17 protein-coding genes are annotated in these 19,517 nt (G+C 70.1%); 9 read left to right on the plus strand and 8 right to left on the minus strand.

Features of this window, described 5'->3' with window-relative positions:
- Positions 1-1,057: alkaline phosphatase family protein (locus ABZX92_RS27185; protein ID WP_355565039.1), on the minus strand; the 1,057-nt coding region annotated here is incomplete at its 3' end.
- Positions 1,058-1,432: 375 nt separating this feature from the next.
- Entirely contained in the window at positions 1,433-1,750 is a 318-nt protein-coding gene (locus ABZX92_RS27190) for a transcriptional regulator (protein WP_355565042.1), read from the minus strand.
- Positions 1,751-1,823: 73 nt separating this feature from the next.
- Between ABZX92_RS27190 and ABZX92_RS27195 the strand changes: the two genes are divergently transcribed.
- The 6 genes from ABZX92_RS27195 (at position 1,824) to ABZX92_RS27220 (ending at position 6,609) form a co-directional block, all read left to right on the plus strand.
- Positions 1,824-2,978 carry an MFS transporter gene (locus tag ABZX92_RS27195; protein ID WP_355565045.1) on the plus strand — a complete coding sequence of 385 codons (1,155 nt, stop codon included), beginning with the start codon at positions 1,824-1,826 and terminating at the stop codon, positions 2,976-2,978.
- 122 nt (positions 2,979-3,100) lie between these two features.
- A complete protein-coding gene (locus tag ABZX92_RS27200) occupies positions 3,101-3,658 on the plus strand; it encodes an RNA polymerase sigma factor (RefSeq protein ID WP_355565048.1) in 558 nt (185 codons plus the stop codon).
- 34 nt (positions 3,659-3,692) lie between these two features.
- Positions 3,693-4,292 (plus strand): hypothetical protein, encoded by a 600-nt coding sequence (locus tag ABZX92_RS27205; protein WP_355565050.1) that lies wholly within the window; start codon positions 3,693-3,695, stop codon positions 4,290-4,292.
- A 116-nt stretch (positions 4,293-4,408) separates the two neighbouring features.
- Positions 4,409-4,681, plus strand: coding sequence for a hypothetical protein (locus ABZX92_RS27210; RefSeq protein ID WP_355565053.1), 273 nt, complete (start codon positions 4,409-4,411; stop codon positions 4,679-4,681).
- 88 nt (positions 4,682-4,769) lie between these two features.
- Positions 4,770-5,681, plus strand: coding sequence for an NADP-dependent oxidoreductase (locus ABZX92_RS27215; protein WP_355565056.1), 912 nt, complete (start codon positions 4,770-4,772; stop codon positions 5,679-5,681).
- A 76-nt stretch (positions 5,682-5,757) separates the two neighbouring features.
- Complete coding sequence (locus ABZX92_RS27220) at positions 5,758-6,609, plus strand: trypsin-like serine protease (RefSeq protein ID WP_355565059.1); 852 nt, start codon at positions 5,758-5,760, stop codon at positions 6,607-6,609.
- 161 nt (positions 6,610-6,770) lie between these two features.
- Here ABZX92_RS27220 and ABZX92_RS27225 read toward each other — a convergent pair whose 3' ends face one another.
- The 3 genes from ABZX92_RS27225 to ABZX92_RS27235 all read right to left on the minus strand — a co-directional run bounded on the left by ABZX92_RS27225 (position 6,771) and on the right by ABZX92_RS27235 (position 13,820).
- Positions 6,771-7,181 (minus strand): hypothetical protein, encoded by a 411-nt coding sequence (locus tag ABZX92_RS27225; protein ID WP_355565062.1) that lies wholly within the window; start codon positions 7,179-7,181, stop codon positions 6,771-6,773.
- Positions 7,175-13,081 (minus strand): hypothetical protein, encoded by a 5,907-nt coding sequence (locus ABZX92_RS27230; protein ID WP_355565065.1) that lies wholly within the window; start codon positions 13,079-13,081, stop codon positions 7,175-7,177. The genes ABZX92_RS27225 and ABZX92_RS27230 overlap by 7 nt, the downstream gene beginning before the upstream one ends.
- A 187-nt stretch (positions 13,082-13,268) precedes the next feature.
- On the minus strand, positions 13,269-13,820 hold the full coding sequence (locus ABZX92_RS27235) for a CGNR zinc finger domain-containing protein (protein ID WP_355565068.1): 552 nt from the start codon (positions 13,818-13,820) through the stop codon (positions 13,269-13,271).
- A gap of 83 nt (positions 13,821-13,903) precedes the next feature.
- On the opposite strand from ABZX92_RS27235, the gene ABZX92_RS27240 reads away from it, so the two are divergent.
- Positions 13,904-14,848, plus strand: a complete 945-nt coding sequence (locus ABZX92_RS27240; RefSeq protein WP_355565071.1) for an EamA family transporter — start codon at positions 13,904-13,906, stop codon at positions 14,846-14,848.
- On the opposite strand, the gene ABZX92_RS27245 is transcribed toward ABZX92_RS27240, so the two are convergent.
- Positions 14,839-15,291: a VOC family protein gene (locus tag ABZX92_RS27245; protein ID WP_355565074.1), complete on the minus strand. Its 453-nt coding sequence runs from the start codon at positions 15,289-15,291 to the stop codon at positions 14,839-14,841. The genes ABZX92_RS27240 and ABZX92_RS27245 overlap by 10 nt on opposite strands.
- A 62-nt stretch (positions 15,292-15,353) precedes the next feature.
- On the opposite strand from ABZX92_RS27245, the gene ABZX92_RS27250 reads away from it, so the two are divergent.
- Positions 15,354-16,415 (plus strand): WYL domain-containing protein, encoded by a 1,062-nt coding sequence (locus ABZX92_RS27250; protein WP_355565077.1) that lies wholly within the window; start codon positions 15,354-15,356, stop codon positions 16,413-16,415.
- On the opposite strand, the gene ABZX92_RS27255 is transcribed toward ABZX92_RS27250, so the two are convergent.
- On the minus strand, positions 16,405-16,836 hold the full coding sequence (locus ABZX92_RS27255; RefSeq protein WP_355565079.1) for a hypothetical protein: 432 nt from the start codon (positions 16,834-16,836) through the stop codon (positions 16,405-16,407). The two genes, ABZX92_RS27250 and ABZX92_RS27255, sit on opposite strands and share 11 nt — an antisense overlap.
- A 122-nt stretch (positions 16,837-16,958) precedes the next feature.
- Here ABZX92_RS27255 and ABZX92_RS27260 point away from each other — a divergent pair, with 122 nt between their 5' ends.
- On the plus strand, positions 16,959-18,674 hold the full coding sequence (locus tag ABZX92_RS27260; RefSeq protein WP_355565081.1) for a glycosyltransferase family 39 protein: 1,716 nt from the start codon (positions 16,959-16,961) through the stop codon (positions 18,672-18,674).
- Here ABZX92_RS27260 and ABZX92_RS27265 read toward each other — a convergent pair.
- Positions 18,622-19,509: a hypothetical protein gene (locus ABZX92_RS27265; RefSeq protein WP_355565126.1), complete on the minus strand. Its 888-nt coding sequence runs from the start codon at positions 19,507-19,509 to the stop codon at positions 18,622-18,624. The two genes, ABZX92_RS27260 and ABZX92_RS27265, sit on opposite strands and share 53 nt — an antisense overlap.
- Between the last annotated feature and the right edge of the window lie 8 nt (positions 19,510-19,517).

The raw sequence follows: 19,517 nt of genomic DNA on the forward strand, positions 1-19,517 counted from the left end.
GGTCGAAGAAGCCGTCGTTCTCGTCGTAGGTGATGAACAGCGCGGTCTTGGCCCACACCGCCCGGTTGGACGTCAGCGCGTCGAGGACCTTCGCGATGTACCAGGCGCCGTAGTTCGCGGGCCAGTTCGGGTGCTCGGTGTACGCCTCGGGCGCGGCGATCCACGAGACCTGCGGCAGCCGGTTGTTCTTGACGTCGCTCGCCAGCACGTCGAACAACGTGCCGCCGGCCTTGATGTTCGTGCCGGTGCGCGCCTTCTCGTACAGCGCGTCGCCAGGCTTGGCGTTGCGGTAGTTGTTGAAGTACAGCAACGAGTTGTCGCCGTAGTTGCCGCGGTAGGGATCGTTGATCCAGCCCCAGCCGCCCTTCGCGTCCAGCCCGTCACCGGCGTCCTGGTAGATCTTCCACGAGACGCCGGCCTGCTCCAGCCGCTCGGGATACGTGCTCCAGCCGTAGCCCTTCTCGTCGTTGCCCAGCACCGGCCCGCCGCCCGTGCCGTCGTTGCCGGTGAAGCCGGTCCACATGTAGTAGCGGTTCGGGTCGGTCGCCCCGATGAACGAGCAGTGGTACGCGTCGCAGATCGTGAACGCGTCGGCGAGCGCGTAGTGGAACGGGATGTCCCGCCGGTTCAGGTACGCCATGGTGGTCGCGGTCTTCGCGGGCACCCACCTGTCGTACTTGCCACCGTTGAACGCGAGGTGGCCGCCGTTCCAGTCGTGGTTGAGGTCCTGCAGGAACTGCATGCCCATGTCGTCGGCCGCCGGGTGGAACGGCAGCACCTCCGTGACGCCGTTGGACTGGTGCCACACGGACTTGCCGCTCGGCAGCGTCACCGGCCGCGGGTCCCCGAACCCGCGCACGCCCCGCAGCGAGCCGAAGTAGTGGTCGAACGACCGGTTCTCCTGCATCAGCACGACGACGTGCTCGACGTCCTCGACGGTGCCGGTCCGCGTGGCGGGCGCGATCTCGGCGGCTCGCGCGATGCTCCCCGACAGCGCGGTCAACGCCGTCGTGGCGGCACTGAGTTTCAGGAACTGGCGGCGATCGACCCCGGACATGGCTGACTCCCTCGGCAGCGGGCAGAGGAGTCAGATGTCACTCGGCGCCGGAGAACGTCCGGCGATCACCAGGACACCACCGGACGAACTCGGGGTGACCTTCAGTTCTCGGCGGACAAGATCGCGTCGCATGAACCAGATCGCCGCAACCCGCGCCACCCTCGCCGCCCACCCGAAGCCGCCGCCCGACCCGGCGCGACCCTCAGGTCCACACAGCCAAGACCGCGTCGACCGACTCAGCCACCACACGACGAACCCGGCAGCGCGACCAGCTCCAACTGCCGCCGGCAGCATCACGCCCCGCGAACCAGATCACCGCGGTGTCCATGCCGCCCCGCCGCCCAGCCGACACCGCCGCACGGCCCGGCGCGACCCTCAGCTCTCCGCAGTCAAGATCGCGCTCAACAGTCCCGGATACCGCGCGTCCAGGTCGTCCCGCCGCACCGTCCCGATCCGCGACGTGCCCTCCTTGCGCAGCCAGATCACCCCGGCCTCGCGCAACGTCCGCAGGTGGTGGGTGCGCGTGGACTTGGTCACCGGCAGCTCGATCGTCCCGCACGCCACCCCGACGCCGATCCGGTCCATCTCCCTGACCAGGTGCAACCGCACCGGGTCGGCGAGCGCGTGCAGCACCGCCTCGATGCGGATCTCGTCGCGCCCGGGATGCACCAGCTCGTCGCTCATGGTGTCCATAGTACGAGATTCATCGTAGTTCGACGAGTTTCGTAGTACGGTGACTTTCGTACTAGCCGTCGAAGGGGTCACCTTGTCTCGCATCCACCTGCTCGCGGCCGGCGCTTTCGCGGTCGGCACGAGTGGCTACATCGTCACCGGAGTCCTGCCCGCCGTCAGCCGCGAGCTGCAGGTCTCGCCTGCCGCCGCCGGGCAGCTCGTCACGGCGTTCGCCATCGCCTACGCGCTCACCTCGCCCGTGCTGGCCGTGCTCACAGGCCGCTGGGAGCGCAGAAAACTCATGATCGCCGCGCTGCTCACCAGTGCGGTGGGCAATGCGCTGGCCACCCTCGCGCCGACGTTCGAACTGCTGCTCGGCGCCCGCGTGATCAGCGCGCTCGGCGCCGCCGCGTTCACCCCGGTGGCCACCGCCGTCGCCACCGTGCTCGCCCCGCCGGACCACCGCGGCCGCGCCGTCGCGACCGTGTTCGGCGGGCTCACGTTCGCCCTGATCCTGGGCGTGCCGCTGGGCAACGTCATCGGCGAGCAGCTCGGCTACCAGGGCGTCTTCGCGTCGGTCGCGGTCATCTCGGTGCTCGGCGCGTTCGCGATCCGGTTCGGCGTGCCCAGGGTCGCGGCCCCGCCGTTCGCCGGCCTGCGCGAGAGGTTCGCGGCCGCGAGGGACCGCCGGGTGCTGCTGGTGCTCGGCATGACCGTGCTCGCCTGCCTCGCCGCGTTCAGCGTGTTCACCTACATCGCGCCCATCCTGACGTCCATCGCGCACGTGCACGGCTGGACGATCAGCGTGCTGCTGCTCGTCTACGGCGTGGGCGGCGCGATCGGCAACTCGGTCGCCGGCCGCATCACCGACCGCTTCGGCAGCCGCGTCCCGTTGCTGGTGATCTTCGCCGTGTTCATCGCCGTCCTGGCCACGCTGCCGTTCACCGCGACGACGGCCGCGACCGCCGGCATCGTGCTGTTCGTGTGGGGCCTGTTCACGTGGTCGGTGAACCCGCCGATCCAGAACTGGCTGATCGAGCTCGCGCCCGGCGAGTCGAGCGGACTCCTGTTGTCCGTCAACGCTTCCGCGATCTACTTCGGCGTGGGACTGTCGGGCGTGTTCGGCGGCGTGATCGTCAGCAACGTCGGCCTGCTCGCGCTGCCGCCGATCGCCGCGCTGGTCGCCCTCGGAGCTCTCGGCCTGCTCCTCGCCCAGCCGAAGCCCGCACTCGTGCCCCAGGCCGCCTGACCACACCGGGAGGCCGGCTCGTCCGGCCTCCCCTCTCTGTCCGATGTGGACAGTCCTTATTACACTTCCGGCGCGAAGACAAGGGCTTGGCAGGAGCCGGACCTTCGTTCAGGATGCCGCGGATGCGGAGTGGGGACGAGGTGCTGGCCGCGGCGCGCCTGGGCGACGAGGACGCCTTCCGAACCCTCTACCGGGACGTCCAGCCGAAGCTGCTGCGCTACCTCCAGGTGCTCGTGGGCGCGGACGCGGAGGACGTCGCGTCCGACGCCTGGCTCCAGATGGCCCGTGACCTGGCCACGTTCCGCGGGGATCTGGACGGGTTCCGCGGCTGGGCGACCACCATCGCCCGCAACCGCGCGATGGACCACCTGCGCCGTCAGCAGCGGCGGCCGCTGGTGCCGGTCGAGGACGTGGCCGAGCGGGCCTCGCTGGAGGACACCGCGCAAGCCGCGCTGGACTCCGTCTCCACCGACGCCGCGCTATCACTCATCGCCAGGCTGCCGCCGGACCAGGCCGAGGCCGTGCTGTTGCGCACCGTCGTCGGTCTGGACGCGAAGTCGGCCGCGAAGGTGCTCGGCAAACGCCCCGGAGCCGTCCGCACCGCCGCCCACCGGGGTCTGCGCACCCTGGCCGCACAGCTCGACGCTGCTGCCCTACCAGCGCGAACACCGTCGGAGTGACAAAAATCGGAGCCCTGACGCTGAAGGACGTGAGATGAGCGACCACCGTGCCGAACACGACCGCCTGAGCGACCTGCTCGCGGCGGCGACCGCACCTGCCCGCGACCACGAGCTGGCCGGCGAGCAGGCCGCGGTGACGGCGTTCAGGGCAGCTCGTCTGACCGCCGCCCCTCAGCCACGGAGACCCCGGATGCTCAGCCTGCTGTCTGTGAAGATCGCCGCGACCGCGGTGGCCGCCGCCGGTGGAATCGCGCTGGCCGCCGCGGCCGGAGCGCTGCCCGGTCAGCAGCGCGAGGAACCCGCGCCCGCCGCCGACACGAACGTCGTCTCCACGACGTCCACCACGACGGCCAAGAACACCCAGACGCCCGACCAGAAGCCGGACAACACCGCTTCTCCCTCGCCATCTCTCAAGGGCCTGTGCCAGGCCTACACCTCGGGTGCGGGAGAGGATCACGGCAAGGCCCGTGAGAACCCGGCGTTCAGCGCCCTGATCACGGCCGCTGGCGGTGCCGACCGAGTTCCCGCCTTCTGCTCCGGCCTGCTCGGCGACAAGGCCGGCAAGTCCAACAAGCCGGAGAAGCCCGACACGCCCGGAAACTCGGATCACACACCGGGCAAGCCCACCCGCTGACCTGCCCGGGCGACCCGGTCACTCTCCCTCACCGGGTCGCCCGTTCCAGGACGGGCGGCGGCTTGCCCCCATGCCGCCGCTCGTCCACTCCCTGCCAGAAGACGTGGAGGAGTGCCTTGCCCGACGCCTGTCCGCACGCCGTTTCCGCCGGCAGCTACCTGCTCGAGATGCTCTCTCCCGACGAGACCGCCGAGTTCCGGCGCCACAGCAGCCGCTGCGTCGCCTGTCAGCGCGAGATCGCGGCGCTGCTGCCCGGCGCCCTCTTCCTGCGGGAACTCAGAGCGGACATCCTCGCGGCGAACCGGCGGCGGTGCGTGGACCGACCGGTGCTGTCCACAGTGGCGGCGCGGGAACCGTGGTGGATCGCGGGCTGCGGCACGTCCTGGTAGCACTTTGGACGCGCCGGAACGCGCGGCCGGGATGACACTGGTGGTCCGCCGTGCTGGGGGAATTTCTTCCAGTGAAAGGCAGACCACCATGCGCGCAGTTCGTTTCCACGAGTTCGGCGACCCGCACGTCCTCAAGGTCGAGGACGCGCCCGATCCGCACGCCGGCCCCGGCGAGGTCCGGATCAGAGTCCAGGCCGCCAGCGTCAACCCGTTCGACCTGAAGGTCAGGGCAGGCCACCTCGCCCAGGTCGTGCCGACCACGTTCCCGGCGATCACCGGCACCGACGCGGGCGGTGTCGTCGACGAGATCGGCTCGGACGTCACCGGCGTCGAAGCCGGCGACCAGGTGTTCGGCCTCGGTCAGGGCACCACGGGCGAGCACGCGGTCCTCACCGCCTGGGCGCCTGTGCCCAGCACCTGGACCGCGGAGCAGGGCGCCGCGGCAGGACTTGCCTCCGCCACCGCACTGGCCTGCTTCGACGCCGTGGGCGACATCTCCGGCCGGACCGTGCTCATCGAGGGAGCGGCCGGCGGCGTCGGTTCCGCCGCCGTGCAGATCGCCGTCGCCCGCGGCGCCACGGTGATCGGCACCGCGAGCGAGGGGAACCACGAGTTCCTCCGCGAGCTCGGTGCCATCCCCATCACCTACGGCCCCGGCCTCGCCGAACGGGTCGCCGCCGTCGCACCGAACGGGATCGACGCCGCGGTGGACACGGCGGGCTCCGGCTCGCTGGCCGACATCGTGGCGATCGTCGGCGACACCTCTCGCGTCGCGACGATCGCCGACTTCGGTGCCGCTGCTCTCGGCGTCACCCTCGTCACGGGCAACGCGAACGCCGCCGAGCACCTCGCCGAGGCGTCCCGGCTGGGCGAGAACGGCTCGTACACGCCTTCCGTGCAGGCCACCTATCCGCTGGAGAAGGCCGCCGACGCGCACGCCCACGTCGAGAGCGGCCACACCCGCGGCAAGGTGCTCATCGGTGTTCTCATCGGTCACTGATGCACGTCATCTGTGAAGGCTGTCGCCGACACGTGCGCGGAGGTTGAATCCGCGCACGCCGTCGAAAGGGCTTCACATGCGCTTGCTCAGCACAACCGCGATCACAGCCGCACTTCTCACGGTGGCCGCGCTGCCCGCGTCCGCGATCAACTCCTACAACGCCACTCCCGCACCCGAACGCACCGAGGTCGGTGCCCTGATCGCGACCTGGGACAACGACGACGACCCGGCGACCCCGGACCGCGTCGACTGGGTCTGCAGCGGAACCATGATCGACGCCGGCACGTTCCTCACCGCCGCCCACTGCACGAGCGACTGGCCCGCGAACGTGAAGTTCTTCGTGTCGCTGCACCAGGACGTCCAGTCCGCGCTGGACAACGCCACCGGCACGCCCGCGCAGATCGCCGCCGCGGTCGCCGTGCCCGGTACCGCGCACACGCACCCCGCCTACCCCGGCCCGGCCGACGACACGCACGACATCGCCGTCATCGAGGTCTCCGCGCAGCAGATGAAGGCGCGGTGGTCGTTCACCCCGGCGACACTGCCCACGGCCAACCGGCTCGGTCAGCTCGGCCCGCAGGGGCTCAACGACACGTCCTGGGTGGTCGCCGGCTACGGCACGCAGGAAGCCCGCCGCGGTCCCGGCGGTCACACGCATCCCGGTGGCGGAGTCCGGATGAAGGCACCGGTGACCTTCAACGCGTTGAACAACGCGTGGGTGCGGCTCGCCATGACCGCGCCGCAGGGCAACGGTGGCGCCTGTTACGGCGACTCGGGCGGCCCGAACTTCGCCACGATCGACGGCAGGCGGACCCTCGCCGCCACGACGATCACCGGTGACACGCCCTGCTACGCCACGAACGTGGTCTACCGGCTCGACACCCCGGGAGCACGGGACTTCCTGCGCTCGTTCGTCACCCTGCCCTGAACAACCTGAGCTGCGAGGGCACCGAGTTCTTCGGCGTGCTGCTCACCTGGAGGGCGAGCGGCACACCGGGTATCTGCGGTCACCGTGCGTGGACCAGATCGTCGACGACCACTTGGTGGCGCTGACGGTGCCCGAGCGCGGAAAGCGTTGCCCCGCCTGAGTCACGGCTCGTGGTGGAACGGCGCGGTGGCGGGCTCGCTGCACACCGCGTCGGCCGCGCGATCCGTGTCCTGCAGGTACCAGACCTTGGCCCGGTACTCGGTCCAGCCGGACACCGCGCGTCCGTTGACCGAGTCCGGGCCGAGGGCGCCAGGAGAATCCAGCTTCGCCACGCCGTCCGAACCCGTCGCGACGAGACCGAGCACGACGCCGTCCGGTCCCAGCGCGGAGAACTCGATCTTCACGCCGTCGACCGCGCCGTCCCCGCTCAACCGGGCCGACAAGCTCAGGTCGGATCCTCTGGCGGTCACCGGTTCGACGCTCAGGTGATAGCCGCAACCACCGCACGCGGTGACCGCGGCGGGCGACGCCAGCACGAGTGCCAGCGCCGCCACCTGGGACTTCCTCAGCAAGGACCGCCTCCACTGTCACCCTCGGCCGGGAACGGGCTGAACGCACGCGACACCGCGATGTCGAGCAGCTGAGCCGACTCGCCGTCCAGGTACTGCATCTGACCGTTCACCACCTTGCCCGGATCCATCATGCTGAACACGAACTTCCGCGTGTTCGGGTCGCCCATGTCCGGCGGCGGCAGCACCGTGATGCCGGAGAGGCCCGAACCGGCCGCCGGGATCTGGTACCCCAGCAGGCCAGGGCTCGACTCGTCCGCGTACACCCCGACCGGGATCGGGCCGATCTGCACCTGGAACTTCGCGTTCGTCCGCTTCTTCATGTCGAACACGTGGAAGCGCAGTCCACTGTAGACGTCGTCCGGGTTGGTCTTGAACGCCCACTTGTACAACGGGAACAACGGCTGGTCGAACTTCTCGATCCGCAGGCTCAGGTCCATGTCGAGCTGGGCGCGCACGTCCGGCGCGACCATGCTGAACCTGTCGTACGTGCCCTCGACGCCGATCCCGACGTAGAACAGGCCCGGCCGGATCGTCATGTCCCGCACCCCGTCGACGACCACGTACACGTCGTCGATGCGCAGGTTCCTGGCCTTGATGTGGCCGTCGTTCACGTGCAGCGTGAGGATCGGGATGCTGACGCAGGACACGATGTCCTGCTCGAACTCCTTGATGTCGCCGCCCTGTTCCTGCTTGAGCTCGAACGCGCCGCCCACCAGGATCGAGCCGGTGGGACCGGGAACGGAGCGCAGCCGCGTGCTGTACGTGTGGAGGTCGTTCTCCTCAACGGTGACGGTGACCTTCTCGCCGAGGTCTACGAGCTTCGCGAACACGTCGTTGACCTGCAGGATCGTCTTGTCCTCGTCGTTCTTCACGGCGAAAGCGCCCTGCACGAACGCTTCGGCGTCGAGTCCCGGTGCCGCCGACGCGACCGTGATCACCGGCACCTTCAACGCGTTGCCGCGGTCGTCGGTGCCCTTGATGTCGACGTCGACGCACGGCGCGTTCGGTCCGGCGTCACAAGCCGGGATGTCCGTGAGCCTGGCCCGCGCGGAAGCCGGTCCGCCCTCGTACATCCCCGTCACGTGGGCGTTCACCATGCTGATCGGACTGCTCGCGGCGACCCGCACGTGGCTGTTGTCGCCGAACTTCCCGGTCACCTGCAGACTCGCCGGCACGCCGTGCACGTCCGCCGCCCCGCGCAGGTTCCCGTACTCCGTCGTGTTCGCTTCGGCTCGCAGCTCCAGCACGTCGATGCCGCCGGACGCGGTGTACTGCACCTGCAGGTCGTGCGCCCGCTTCGGGTCGGTCTGGTCGAACCCGAACGGACCGATGTGCAGGTCGAACGGCGACGGCAGGCCGCGCAGAGTTGCCTTCGCGGCGGCGTACGGCGCGGCGTCGAACAACCCGTCGAGCCGCACATAGGCGTTGAGCGGCACACCGGCAGGCGGCCGGTAGCCGACGACGTCGATCTTCTTCGCCGCCATGTCGACCTCGACCACCGTGGGCAGCCCCGGCAGCGACACCGTGCTCACGAGGCCGAAGCACTTGCCCAGCAACGAACAGATCGGCGAGTCGTCCTTGGCGCACCGCGCGCCGGAGCACGCCCTGGCCTCGGCGGCGATGCCGTGCTCGTACAACGGGACCTGCCCGATCGCGTCGAGCGCGGCGAGCTTGCCGACGCGGGCCTCGGCGAGCAGGCCCACCGGGCGGTCGGTGCGGTAGCTCAGCTTCCCGTCGCCGTAACGCACGTCGAGCGAGCTCGGCAGGCTGACCCGGCCGAACGCCGCGTACCGGTTGTCCGCGGCGAGCAGGAAGTCGCCGTCGAACGCGAACGTGCCGTCGCCCGACCGCATGTCGAACCCGACACCGTCCGGCTCGGGCGCCACCGCTACCAGCGACAGCGAGCCGACCGCGGCGCTCGCGTCGAGATCACCGTTGCCCTGGTTGTAGTGCGCGGCAACGTGCTGACCACTCGGCGCGGTCGTGCCGGCGTGGTTCGTCACCGCGAACGCGGCTGAGCCGATCGCGCCGGTCGTGCTCTGGAACTTGAAGTTGCCGCCGGCCCAGTCCGCCGTCATCTTCGCGGGGATGTTCAGTGCCTGCGCGAACGCCTGGTACTCGCGTCCGCCGAACGGCACCTTCGCCGCGCGGAAGGTGATGCCGCCCAGCGGGGCGGACGCCACCGACTCGAAGTGCTTCGCCGGTGCGTCGACCACTACGTCGAGGTCGGCGGGCACACCGTTCGCGGACGCGTTCAAGTAGCCTGCGTCCACTCCGGACAGTGCGGCCGTGATCTCGTTGATGGGCGCCGAGTTGTGCACACCCAGCGTCGTACGGGCGTCGAACGTGCCGACGACGTGCACGGTCGCGGGCAGCTTGTCGACCGATGCTCTGGCCCTCAGCGTGCCGAACGAGGTCTGGGTGTCGGCCTCGGCGGCGATCGTGAGCACGCCCAGCGGTGCCGACGCGCGGTAGCCGACGTCGACGCGGGCGGGGTTGCCGTCGACTGTGATCGGACCGACCGTGAGGTCCACATCGGACGGCAACCCGGCCAGCGTGACCTGGCCTTCGAGCCTCGGCAGGTTCGGCAGCAGGCCGCTGATCTCCACGTAGGCCGTCAGCGGTGCCGTGGCGGTGTACCCGGTGAGCTCGATCTCCTTGTTCACCAGGTCGACCGCGAGCGAGGTCGGCAGGCCGGGCAGCCGGATCGTGCCGACGAGCCCGAGGCACTTGCCGAACAGCGTGCAGATCGGCGAGGTGTCCTTCACACAGCCCGCGCCCTCGGCACAGCCCCTGGCCCGCACCGCGACGCCGTTCTCGAACAGCGGAGCGCCGAGCCCGTTCAGCGCGGAGACCTTGCCGACGTGCACGTCCGCCGCCAGGCTGATCGACTTGTCCCCGGTGTAGGTGAGCTTGCCGTCGGCGAGGTCGATCGTGAGCGTGAGATTCGTTGGCAGGTGGTCGATGCGCGACGTCACGGCGAGACGAGTGTCGTCGGCACCGTTCGCGGCGAGCACCACGTCCGCGTCCACGAACACCGGCTGGCCGTCGGTGTTCAGCTGCAGGTTCGCCACCTGCTTGGCCGGCCCGCGGGCGTACTCGGCGAGCGTGAGGTTGCGAATGCTGACGCTGCCGTCGAAGTCGCCGGTCACCTGGCGGTAGTGCGCCGAGACGTGCTGCCCGGCCGGCATGGTCGCGCCGCCGTGGTTGGTGACGGAGAACCGCGCCGCCCCGAGCGCGCCGGACAGACCGCGGAACCGCATGAGCCCGTCGGCGAAGTCCGCGTCGTACTTCGCCGGAACGCCGGTGAGCTCACCGATCGCGAGGAAGTCACGGCCGGAGAACGGCACTCGCGCGACGGCCGCGATCGAGCCGATCGGCGCCGACGACGTGCCGTCCAGGTGCCGCTTGGGCAGGTCGACCAGCACGTCGACCTCGGTCGGGAGGTCGGTGAGTGCCGTGGAGAGGTAGTGGTTGCCGGTCGGGTCGAGCCGCTCGACCCCTTGCGGGCTCACGAAGAGCTCGGCCCGCGGCACCGCGCTGGACGCCCGGTAGCTCACCTTCGGCTTGTCGCCGAGGTCGTACCGCACGTCCACGGTCCGAGGCAGCCCGTTGATCGCGGCGACCGCGCTCGGCCCGGCGGCGGTGTCGACGTAGGCGGCCTTCACCCGTTGCACCACGTCGCTCGCGTTGAACTGCACGCGACGCGCTGTGGTGTCGAGGTCGAATCCGAGTGTGGCGGGCAGGTTGGACACGTCGAGGCGGGTCTTCTGCTTGCCGTCGACGATTCCGGCCGCGACGAACGGCTGGCCGCCCGGCGAGAACTCGGTGCCGCCACGGGGATGCTGGTCGAAGTACACGTCGATCTTGCGCAGCCCGGTGACGCGCGCGCTGGCGCCGAGCTTGGTCCCGTTCAGCACGGCCGTCGCGTGGTCGCCCTGGAGCGGCGCGTAGTCACCGAGTTCCTTGGACACGAACACCTCCGCCGAACCGAGCGGGGCGTTGGCGTCGAACAGGACGTGCCTGCCGGGCAGGTTCGCGTCCACGTTGATCACGGTCGGCAGGTCCTTCAACGCACCGCGCAACACGATGGCGGGATCGCGGTCGAAGAACGAGACGTCCAAACTGGACAGTGCGGCGTTCGCGTCGTAGTCGAGCGTCACCCGGTCGCTCGCCGAGTTGAGCGCGCCACGCCACTGGGTGGGCAGGTTCTTCGCCGCGGCCCGGACGGACGCGTCGAGCCGCTCACCCGCGTAGACGAAGTCGGCGAACAGCACGTCGTTGATCGCGTCGCTCGCGGTGTAGTCGACGATGTCGTCACCGCCGTCGCGCGGGCGGGTCAGCGCGGCCGACACCGAGTTCGGCAGCTGGTCGACGACGAGCTGGTCGAACCTGTTGGCGGCGCTGGAGTTCGACAGCACCTGCACGTCGAGCTCGGTGCGTTTGGTGACCTGCGCGTCGACGGTCGCCTTCTGGTCGCGGTCGTTCGCGCCGGGATCGATGAACGCGTGCGCGGTGAAGACGTTCGGCACGGGTTCGAACCGCGCGCTCGCCACCGTCGGGTCGTATGCCAGGCCCTGGTTGTCGTCGGTGACGTTCGCGAGGCCCGCGGTGATGGCGAGCGAACCCGCCGCACCGACCTGCAGCACGTTCGCCTTGATGTCGAAGATGCCGCGCAACACCTGCAACGGCGCGAAGGTGTACAGCCCGACCGCCGCCGTGGGCAGCCCCGCGCCGCGCCGGAAGCCGTCGAAGCCGACCGAGAGCCGCTTGTGCGTCGGCAGGTCGTAGACGGCCCACACGTGCGCGGGCAGGTCGCGTCCGGCGAACTCGCTGGTGGGCAGCCTGAGGTTGACCACGCCGAGACCGAGGTGGATCAGGTTGAGCAGCGCCTCGGTCTTGGTCTTGAGCGTGTTCCCGAGGTCTTCCAACAGCTTTTCGAGGTTGAGCCGCTCGATCAGCAGCTCGGGGTGCAGGATGACGTTGAGCGGATCTTTCAGCAGCTCGTTGACGACGTTGAGCCGGTCCGTTGCCGTCTTGATCTCGCGGTCGAGGTTCGCGAGCTCCCGGACGACACCCGCGATGTCGCCGGGCGCGGCGACCGGTACGAGGTCGGTCAGCACGTCCGGCGTGCGGTCACCGGTGACGTCGACGATCGCGGGCACGCCGAGCGGCAGGGTGAGCGAGCAGGACACGGCCTTGGTCTGCGACTCGGAGCAGACGCGGTAGGTGATCCTCGGGATGCCGTCGGGCAGCTGCTGGAGCAACGCGAGCGGGTCGACCGGCAGCGGCGGCGGCAGGTTGCCGGACGTCAGCGCGTCGATCAGCTCCTGCAGCGTGGCGGGCCGGCTGGGGTCGACCACCTGCGCGGACTTCACCTGCGGCTGCAACGCGTTCGCGTCCAGCGCGGGCTTGCCGTCCTTGGTGCGACCGGCGTTCGCGAGCGTGGCCAGCGCCTCCGCGCTCGTGGCGTCGACGAGCTCCTGACCGGGTCGCTGCGGAAGGTCCAATGTGGACGGCGTGACCGGCGGGTTCGGCGCGATCGGCACGCGGTCGACCGGCACGCGGCCGTCAGGTCCGGGGTCCAGGGCGGGCAGCGGCGCGATGGGCTGCGCCTTGGAGGGTTCCTTCGCGATGTCCGGCGAGCCGTCCTTGCCGGGGTCGATCGATCCCAGCTCGCCCGGCGCCGCAGGAGGTGTCGCGGTGGCCTGCGCGCCGAGTCTGTCCTGGGTCTGCGCCGGATTTTGCGCGAGTTGGGGCGGTGGCGCGGGATTCTGGTCCGGCTGGGTCGTCGGTGGTGGTGCGGGTGCCGGCTCCGCGTGGGCCGGCGTCACGGCGAGCGTGGTTGCCAGAGCGGTGATCACGGCCAATGTGCCCATGCGCAAACGTGCTGATGCCACAACGACTCCCCCGTCGGTAGAGCCTTCCCCTTGGCTCTACGGCAGACGGAGCGAAGCACACGGTGCGAATGGAGCACAGCCGACATTCGACAACACCACTCGAACGGCCTAGCGCAGCACCGATTCTGAGCAGCAGAAACAGAGTGATCGTCACCTGTTCTCGGTTGCTACAAAGGAAAGCACGAAGCTAGCTCTCCGCGCGGCGCTCCCGGAACGCGATCATGTTCATCCGGTTGCCGCACCGCACGCTGCAGAACCGCTTGAGCCCGTTGCGCGACAGGTCCAGCAACAACCCGGTGCAGTCGTCGGCCGCGCAGATCCGCAGGCGGCCCATCTCGTTCATCCGGATCACGTCGATGAACGCGAGCGCGGCCTCCACCCGCATGCGTTCGGCCAGCGGCGCGTCAGGCTCGGTGGCGTGCATGTGCCAGTCCTGCTTGTCGTGCCGGACCAGATGCGGGAGGGCCTTCGCGTCGCGCAGCATCTTGTTCACCACCTCGACGCAATCGTCGCGGTCCAACGTCCACGCATGCCGCAGCAGCGTGCGCGTGCGGTGGACGTCGCGCAGCTCAGCCTCGTCGTGATCAACGCGTCCGGTGTAGCCGTGTTCCACGAGGAGGGCGTCCAACTGGGCGGTCGTGGCCAGCTCGTCGGCGCCGCTGCGGGAGGCCGCGGGCTCGGTGTTGACCAACGCCACGACGAAACCGAGGACCTCCTCCGTGTCAGGGGCAAAACGCAAATTGACTCCTTACTTAAACCGGCCTACCGTCAGGGTCATAAGACAGGTTAGGCCATGACACGACCAGGGAGTGGGAGGCAGGCGTGCGGGTTTCGTCGAAGTCCACGGGTCTGATCGCGGCGGCGGTCTCGTTCATCTCGTTCGGCACGTCGGGAGCGTTCGTCAAACCACTGCTGGAAGCCGGGTGGTCACCGGCCGCCGCGGTCACGGTCCGGGCGTTGCTGGCCGGGCTCGTGCTGCTGCCGTTCGTCGTGTTCTCCCTGCGAGGCAGATGGGACCTGCTCTGGCAGGCGCGCTGGCCCGTGCTCGGCATGGGCGTGGTCGGGGTCGCGGCCACGCAGGTTCTCTACTTCGCCGCGATCAGCCGCATCCCGGTGGCGACGGCGCTGCTCATCGAGTTCCTCGCGCCGTTGCTGCTGGTCGGGTTCACCTGGGCGGTCAGCAGGCGCACGCCGGCGCCGGTGGTGCTGATCGGCTCGGTGCTCGCGATCGGCGGGCTGGTGCTCGTGATCGGGCCCGGCGCGATCCAGGCCGTGGACCCGATCGGGCTGGTCGCCGCGTTCGGTGCCGCCATCGCGTGCGCCGTGTACTTCGCGATCGCCGGGCGCCCCAACAACGGCCTGCCGCCGGTCGCGCTCGCCGGTGCGGGAATGCTGCTGGCCGCGCCGGTGCTGGCGGTCGTCGGGCTGACCGGGCTGCTGCCGTTCACCGCGACGTTCGGCGACGTGCCGCTGTTCGACGGCGAGACGGCCACCGCGTGGTGGGTGCCTTTGCTCGTGGTCGCGGTCATCGGCACCGCATTGGCTTACGCGACCGGCATCACCGCGTCCGGGATCCTCGGATCACGGCTCGGGTCGTTCATCGCGCTGCTGGAGGTCGTGTCGGCGTCGCTGTTCGCGTGGCTGCTGCTGGGTGAGGGCCTCACGCTGTTGCAGCTGTTCGGCGGCGTGCTGATCGTCGGCGGCATCGCGTCGGTCCGGGCGGAGCGGCCGGTCGAGCCGGCCGCCCCCGCCCTGGCTCAGACCTGAGCCACGTCGACGATCCAGGTGACGCCGAACCGGTCGGCCAGCATCCCGAACGCCGGCGCCCACCGCGCCGGGCCGAACTTCTCGATCACCGAAGCTCCGTCGGCGAGGCCGTCCCAGATCGGGGCGACCTCGTCGACGCTTTCTCCCCGCACGGACAGGAAGAACGGCTCCTCGGTGATCGTCGTGCCGTTCTCGCGGCGAGTGGTGACCGCGTCCGCGATCGGCTCATCGGTTCCGGGCACGTCGTAGGCCATGACCCGGAAACCGCTCTCCGCGACGACCTCGCCGAAGACGACGTTTTGTGCACCGGGCACCTCGGCTGGCATGCCGAAGTCGCCGTAGGTGATGACGGTGAGCTGCCCGCCGAAGACCGAGCGGTAGAACTCCAGGGCCGCCCTGGCCTGGCCGTGGAAGTTCAGGTGGGGGACTGCGTTGAGTGACATGAGGCGGACTTTGTCAGCAGTAGCGGACAGGGAACGTCCGCTACTTGTGCCAAGCTGAGAACATGCCCATCGCCACGTCGACGACCACCTCGGGCCGCCTGTTGTCGTTGCTGTCGCTGCTGCAGGTCCGCCGCGACTGGCCGGGGCTGCTGCTGGCCGAACGTCTCGGCGTCAGCGAACGCACGGTCCGCCGTGACGTCGACCGGTTGCGCGAGCTCGGGTACGTCGTGCACGCGGTCAAGGGGCCCGACGGTGGCTACCGGCTCGAAGCGGGCAGCCAGGTGCCGCCGCTGCTGTTCGACGAGGACCAGGCGGTCGCGCTCGCCGTGGCGTTGCGGATCGCCGTCGGCACCGGGGCGGGCATCGAGGAAGCGGCGGCACGGGCGCTCGCGACCGTGCGCCAAGTGATGCCCGCACGGCTGCGCCAACGGATCGACGCGCTGGAGATCGAACCGGCCAGTGGTGGCACCCAGGTGGACACGGAACTGTTGGTGGCTTTGAGCACCGCGATCCGCGCCCGCGAGGAGCTGCGGTTCGACTACCGCTCCCCCGGCCAGGACCGGACGAGGCCGCGGTCCGACCACGACTCTCCCGGTCAGGGCGAGGCAGATCCGCGCCCGGCGCGGTCCGGCCACCACTCGCCTGGTCAGGGCCGGACAGGGCCTCGCCGCGTGCAACCGCACCACCTCGTGGTCCGTTCTGGCCGTTGGTACCTCGTCGGCTGGAGCCCGGAACGCGACGACTGGCGGACCTATCGCGCCGACCGGATGACCCTCCGCGTCCCGAACGGACCTCGTTTCACCCCGCGGCAGGTGCCCGGCGGCGACGTCACGGCCTTCCTGGCCGCGCGGTTCAAGGGCTCGGACACCGTCGACGCCTGGCCCTGCCGCGGTGAGGTCGTGCTCGCCCTGCCCCTCGCCGACGTCGCCCCGTTCACCGGCGACGACACCGCCGAGGAGGCCGGCCCGACGAGGACCCGGCTGCTGACCGGATCGTGGTCGTGGGCATCGCTGGCCGCGAAACTGGCCCGGTTCGACGCGGAGATCGAGGTGGTCGGACCGCCCGAGCTGCGCGAGGCGTTCGCCGAGCTGTCCGAACGCGCCGCGCGGTCAGCTACTTCGTAGGCGCCTGCTGCTGAGCGCGCTGCCCTCGCTGCGACGGCTCGGTCACGCTCGACGCCACGGTCTTGCCGTCCTCGGTCTCCGCGATCACCGTCACGGTGTCGCCCTTCTCGACGCCCTCCATCACGGTGTCGTTGTCGACGACGTAGGTCTTCGTGTAGCCGTCGGTGGACTTCACCTCGACCGACGAGTCGCTGATCGACGTGACCTCTCCGGTCTGGAACTCGCCGTGCGTCGCCGACCCGAATCCCTGCCCGCCCGGTCGCATGCCGCCGTCGGGCGGTGCGCCGCCCATGCCGCCGGGGCCGCCCATGGCCGCTGTCTGGTCGCTGGTGCCGTTGGCCGCGTAGATCGCGACGCCACCGGCAGCCGCGATGCCGACCGCGATGGCCACGGCGGCAACGGTCTTCTTCACGTTGGTCATGGTGTCCACCGTCACGACGGTTCCTGTGCTGAGCCTGTGTCCGACGTCAGCACCGGCTGTGCACAGCTGGTTCACAGCGCGCGCACACGACCTGCCCAGGCCCGCCCGTGAGGGTCGTGCCCATGAGACGAGAACGCCTGGCGCTGACGGTCCTGCTGGTCGCGACGGGCACGCTGTACCTGTGGCGGCTGGGCGACTCCGGCTGGGCCAACGCCTACTACTCGGCCGCCGCGCAGGCCGGCGCGACGAGCTGGAAGGCGTGGTTCTTCGGCTCGTCGGACGCCGGGAACGCGATCACCGTGGACAAGACGCCCGCCTCGTTGTGGGTGATGGGCTTGTCCGCGCGGCTGTTCGGTGTCAACGCCTGGAGCATCCTGGTGCCTCAGGCGTTGATGGGCGTGGGCAGCGTGTGGCTGCTCCACGCGACGGTCCGGCGCTGGTTCTCCCCCGCGGCCGCGCTGATCTCGGGTGCCGTGCTCGCGCTGACGCCGGTCGCGGCGCTGATGTTCCGCTTCAACAACCCGGACGCGTTGCTGGTGCTGCTGCTGATCGCGGGCGCGTACTGCGTGACGAGAGCGGTCGAGAACGCCAGCCCGTACTGGCTCGCGCTCGCCGGAACGGCGGTCGGGTTCGGGTTCCTCACCAAGATGCTGCAGGCGTTCCTGGTGCTGCCCGCGTTCGCGCTCGTGTACCTGTTCGCCGCACCGACCTCACCGGTCAAGCGAGTGCTGCACCTGTTCGGCGCGCTGGCCGCGATGATCGTCGCGGGCGGCTGGTGGATCGTGGCGGTGGAGCTGACGCCGGACCGTCCGTACATCGGCGGCTCGCAGACGAACAGCGTGCTGGAACTGGCGTTGGGCTACAACGGACTCGGCCGGATCACCGGTGACGAGACCGGCAGCGTCGGCGGCGGGCGCGGCTGGGGCACGCCCGGCTGGAGCCGGCTGCTGGGCTCCGAGATGGGCAGTCAGATCGCGTGGCTGCTGCCGGCCGCGGTGGTGCTGCTGATCGCCGGGCTGTGGCTCACCCGAGGCCGATCTCGGATCGCGCTCTCCCTGTGGGGCGGCTGGCTCGTCGTCACGGCCGCGGTGTTCAGCTTCATGAACGGGATCATCCACTCCTACTACACCGTGGCGCTGGCACCCGCGATCGCCGCGATCATCGGCATCGCGACCGCCGAACTCTGGCAGCGGCGGGACGAACCCGTTGCGGCTGCGGTGCTTTCGGGCTCGATCGCGGTGAGCGCTCTCCAGTGCTACGTGCTGATCAACGCCTTTTCCACGCCCGTCGCGATGATCGTGCTGATGACCGGGCTGATCGCGGCGGTCGGCCTGGTGCTGTCGATGCGCTGGGCCATCCCGGTCGCGCTCGTCGCCGCGTTGCTCGGCCCCACCACGTACTCCTTCGCCACGGTCATCACCCCGCACACCGGCGCGTTGCCGGTCGCGGGCCCCTCCGGGATGCGGATGGGCGGTGGCGGCCTGCTCGATGCCACGACGCCGGACGCCGAACTGTTGTCGCTCCTGCAGGACAACACCTACCGCTGGGCGGCGGCTACCGTCGGCTCCAACAACGCGGCGGGCCTGCAGCTCGCGAGCGGGCAGCCGGTGATGGCGCTCGGCGGGTTCAACGGCACCGACCCCTCGCCGACGCTCGCCCAGTTCCAGGAGATGGTCCGAAATGGACAGATCCACTACTTCGTCCCGTCCGGCCGCATGATGATGGGCGGTGGCAACAGCGGAACCGCTCAGGAGATCACCGAGTGGGTCACCGCGAACTACACCGCTACGACGGTGGCGGGTACGACTCTCTACGCGCTGGCAGGAACCGTTGGATGACCGGGATGATGAGCGAACGGGGCGGATCCCAGACGTGCCGGTCCTCGAACCGCCAGGCGTAGGTCAGGGCGCCATCGCGCACGCAGTCGAGCAGGCCGGGGGCCGCCAGTTCGTGGGCCGACCACTCGTAGAGCTGGCGCAGCCGGGGCGCGATCATCCCGAAGTCGACGAGCCGGGCGAACCCGTGCTCCTGGCCCAGGAAGTACGGCACGTCGTCGCTCAGCGGGTACCGGTCCGGCAGCACCCGGGACAGCTGCAGGAAGATGCCCGTCATCCCGAGCCTCGGGTCGCCGAGCAACGGTGCCAGCACGCGCAACCAGCTCAGCGAGAGCCGGGGCGCGGCGACCAGGGCGTGGGTGTAGAGCACCCGGCACAGGATGACGTTCATGAAGAACCGCTCCGGCTCGTTCTCCTTCTCCGCCAACTCCCGGTGTTCCAGATAAGCCGCGACCACGCTGCCGTTGTGCGCGCGGTACCAGGCCTGCGCGGTGGGGCGGCGGGCGAAGGCGAGCCACTGAGCGGCCGTGTGCGACGACGGTGGTCCGCTCAGCCCGCCGCTCAGCCCCACCGACTCGCAGCCGTCGCGGAGGATGCGTTCGTTCACCGCACGCCACCACGGGCTGCCGGGACGGCCGGCGAACGCGGGCTGCAGCACGCCGCGCCGAAGCTGCCAGCGCATGAACGACCTGGCCGCCCGGCGGAACGGCAGGTGCTGCGGCGCGTGGCCGAACGGGCCGTAGTAGCAGCGTTCCATCAACGCCAACCGGCCAGCGGGGTCGTCGCGGACCCGGCCGGCCTGCTGGTCGGCCCACTCACCGGCCGTGAGCTCAGGCATCACGCGGA

The sequence above is a fragment of the Lentzea sp. NPDC006480 genome (genome assembly GCF_040611995.1).
Taxonomy (GTDB): domain Bacteria; phylum Actinomycetota; class Actinomycetes; order Mycobacteriales; family Pseudonocardiaceae; genus Lentzea.

Excerpts from the sequence above, each read along its gene's own strand:
- ABZX92_RS27190 (WP_355565042.1), bottom strand. The coding sequence starts at position 1,750 with ATGGACACCATGAGCGACGAGCTGGTGCATCCCGGGCGCGACGAGATC.
- ABZX92_RS27200 (WP_355565048.1), top strand. The coding sequence starts at position 3,101 with ATGCGGAGTGGGGACGAGGTGCTGGCCGCGGCGCGCCTGGGCGACGAG.
- ABZX92_RS27205 (WP_355565050.1), top strand. The coding sequence starts at position 3,693 with ATGAGCGACCACCGTGCCGAACACGACCGCCTGAGCGACCTGCTCGCG.
- ABZX92_RS27215 (WP_355565056.1), top strand. The coding sequence starts at position 4,770 with ATGCGCGCAGTTCGTTTCCACGAGTTCGGCGACCCGCACGTCCTCAAG.
- ABZX92_RS27220 (WP_355565059.1), top strand. The coding sequence starts at position 5,758 with ATGCGCTTGCTCAGCACAACCGCGATCACAGCCGCACTTCTCACGGTG.
- ABZX92_RS27245 (WP_355565074.1), bottom strand. The coding sequence starts at position 15,291 with ATGTCACTCAACGCAGTCCCCCACCTGAACTTCCACGGCCAGGCCAGG.
- ABZX92_RS27250 (WP_355565077.1), top strand. The coding sequence starts at position 15,354 with ATGCCCATCGCCACGTCGACGACCACCTCGGGCCGCCTGTTGTCGTTG.
- ABZX92_RS27255 (WP_355565079.1), bottom strand. The coding sequence starts at position 16,836 with ATGACCAACGTGAAGAAGACCGTTGCCGCCGTGGCCATCGCGGTCGGC.
- ABZX92_RS27260 (WP_355565081.1), top strand. The coding sequence starts at position 16,959 with ATGAGACGAGAACGCCTGGCGCTGACGGTCCTGCTGGTCGCGACGGGC.
- ABZX92_RS27265 (WP_355565126.1), bottom strand. The coding sequence starts at position 19,509 with ATGCCTGAGCTCACGGCCGGTGAGTGGGCCGACCAGCAGGCCGGCCGG.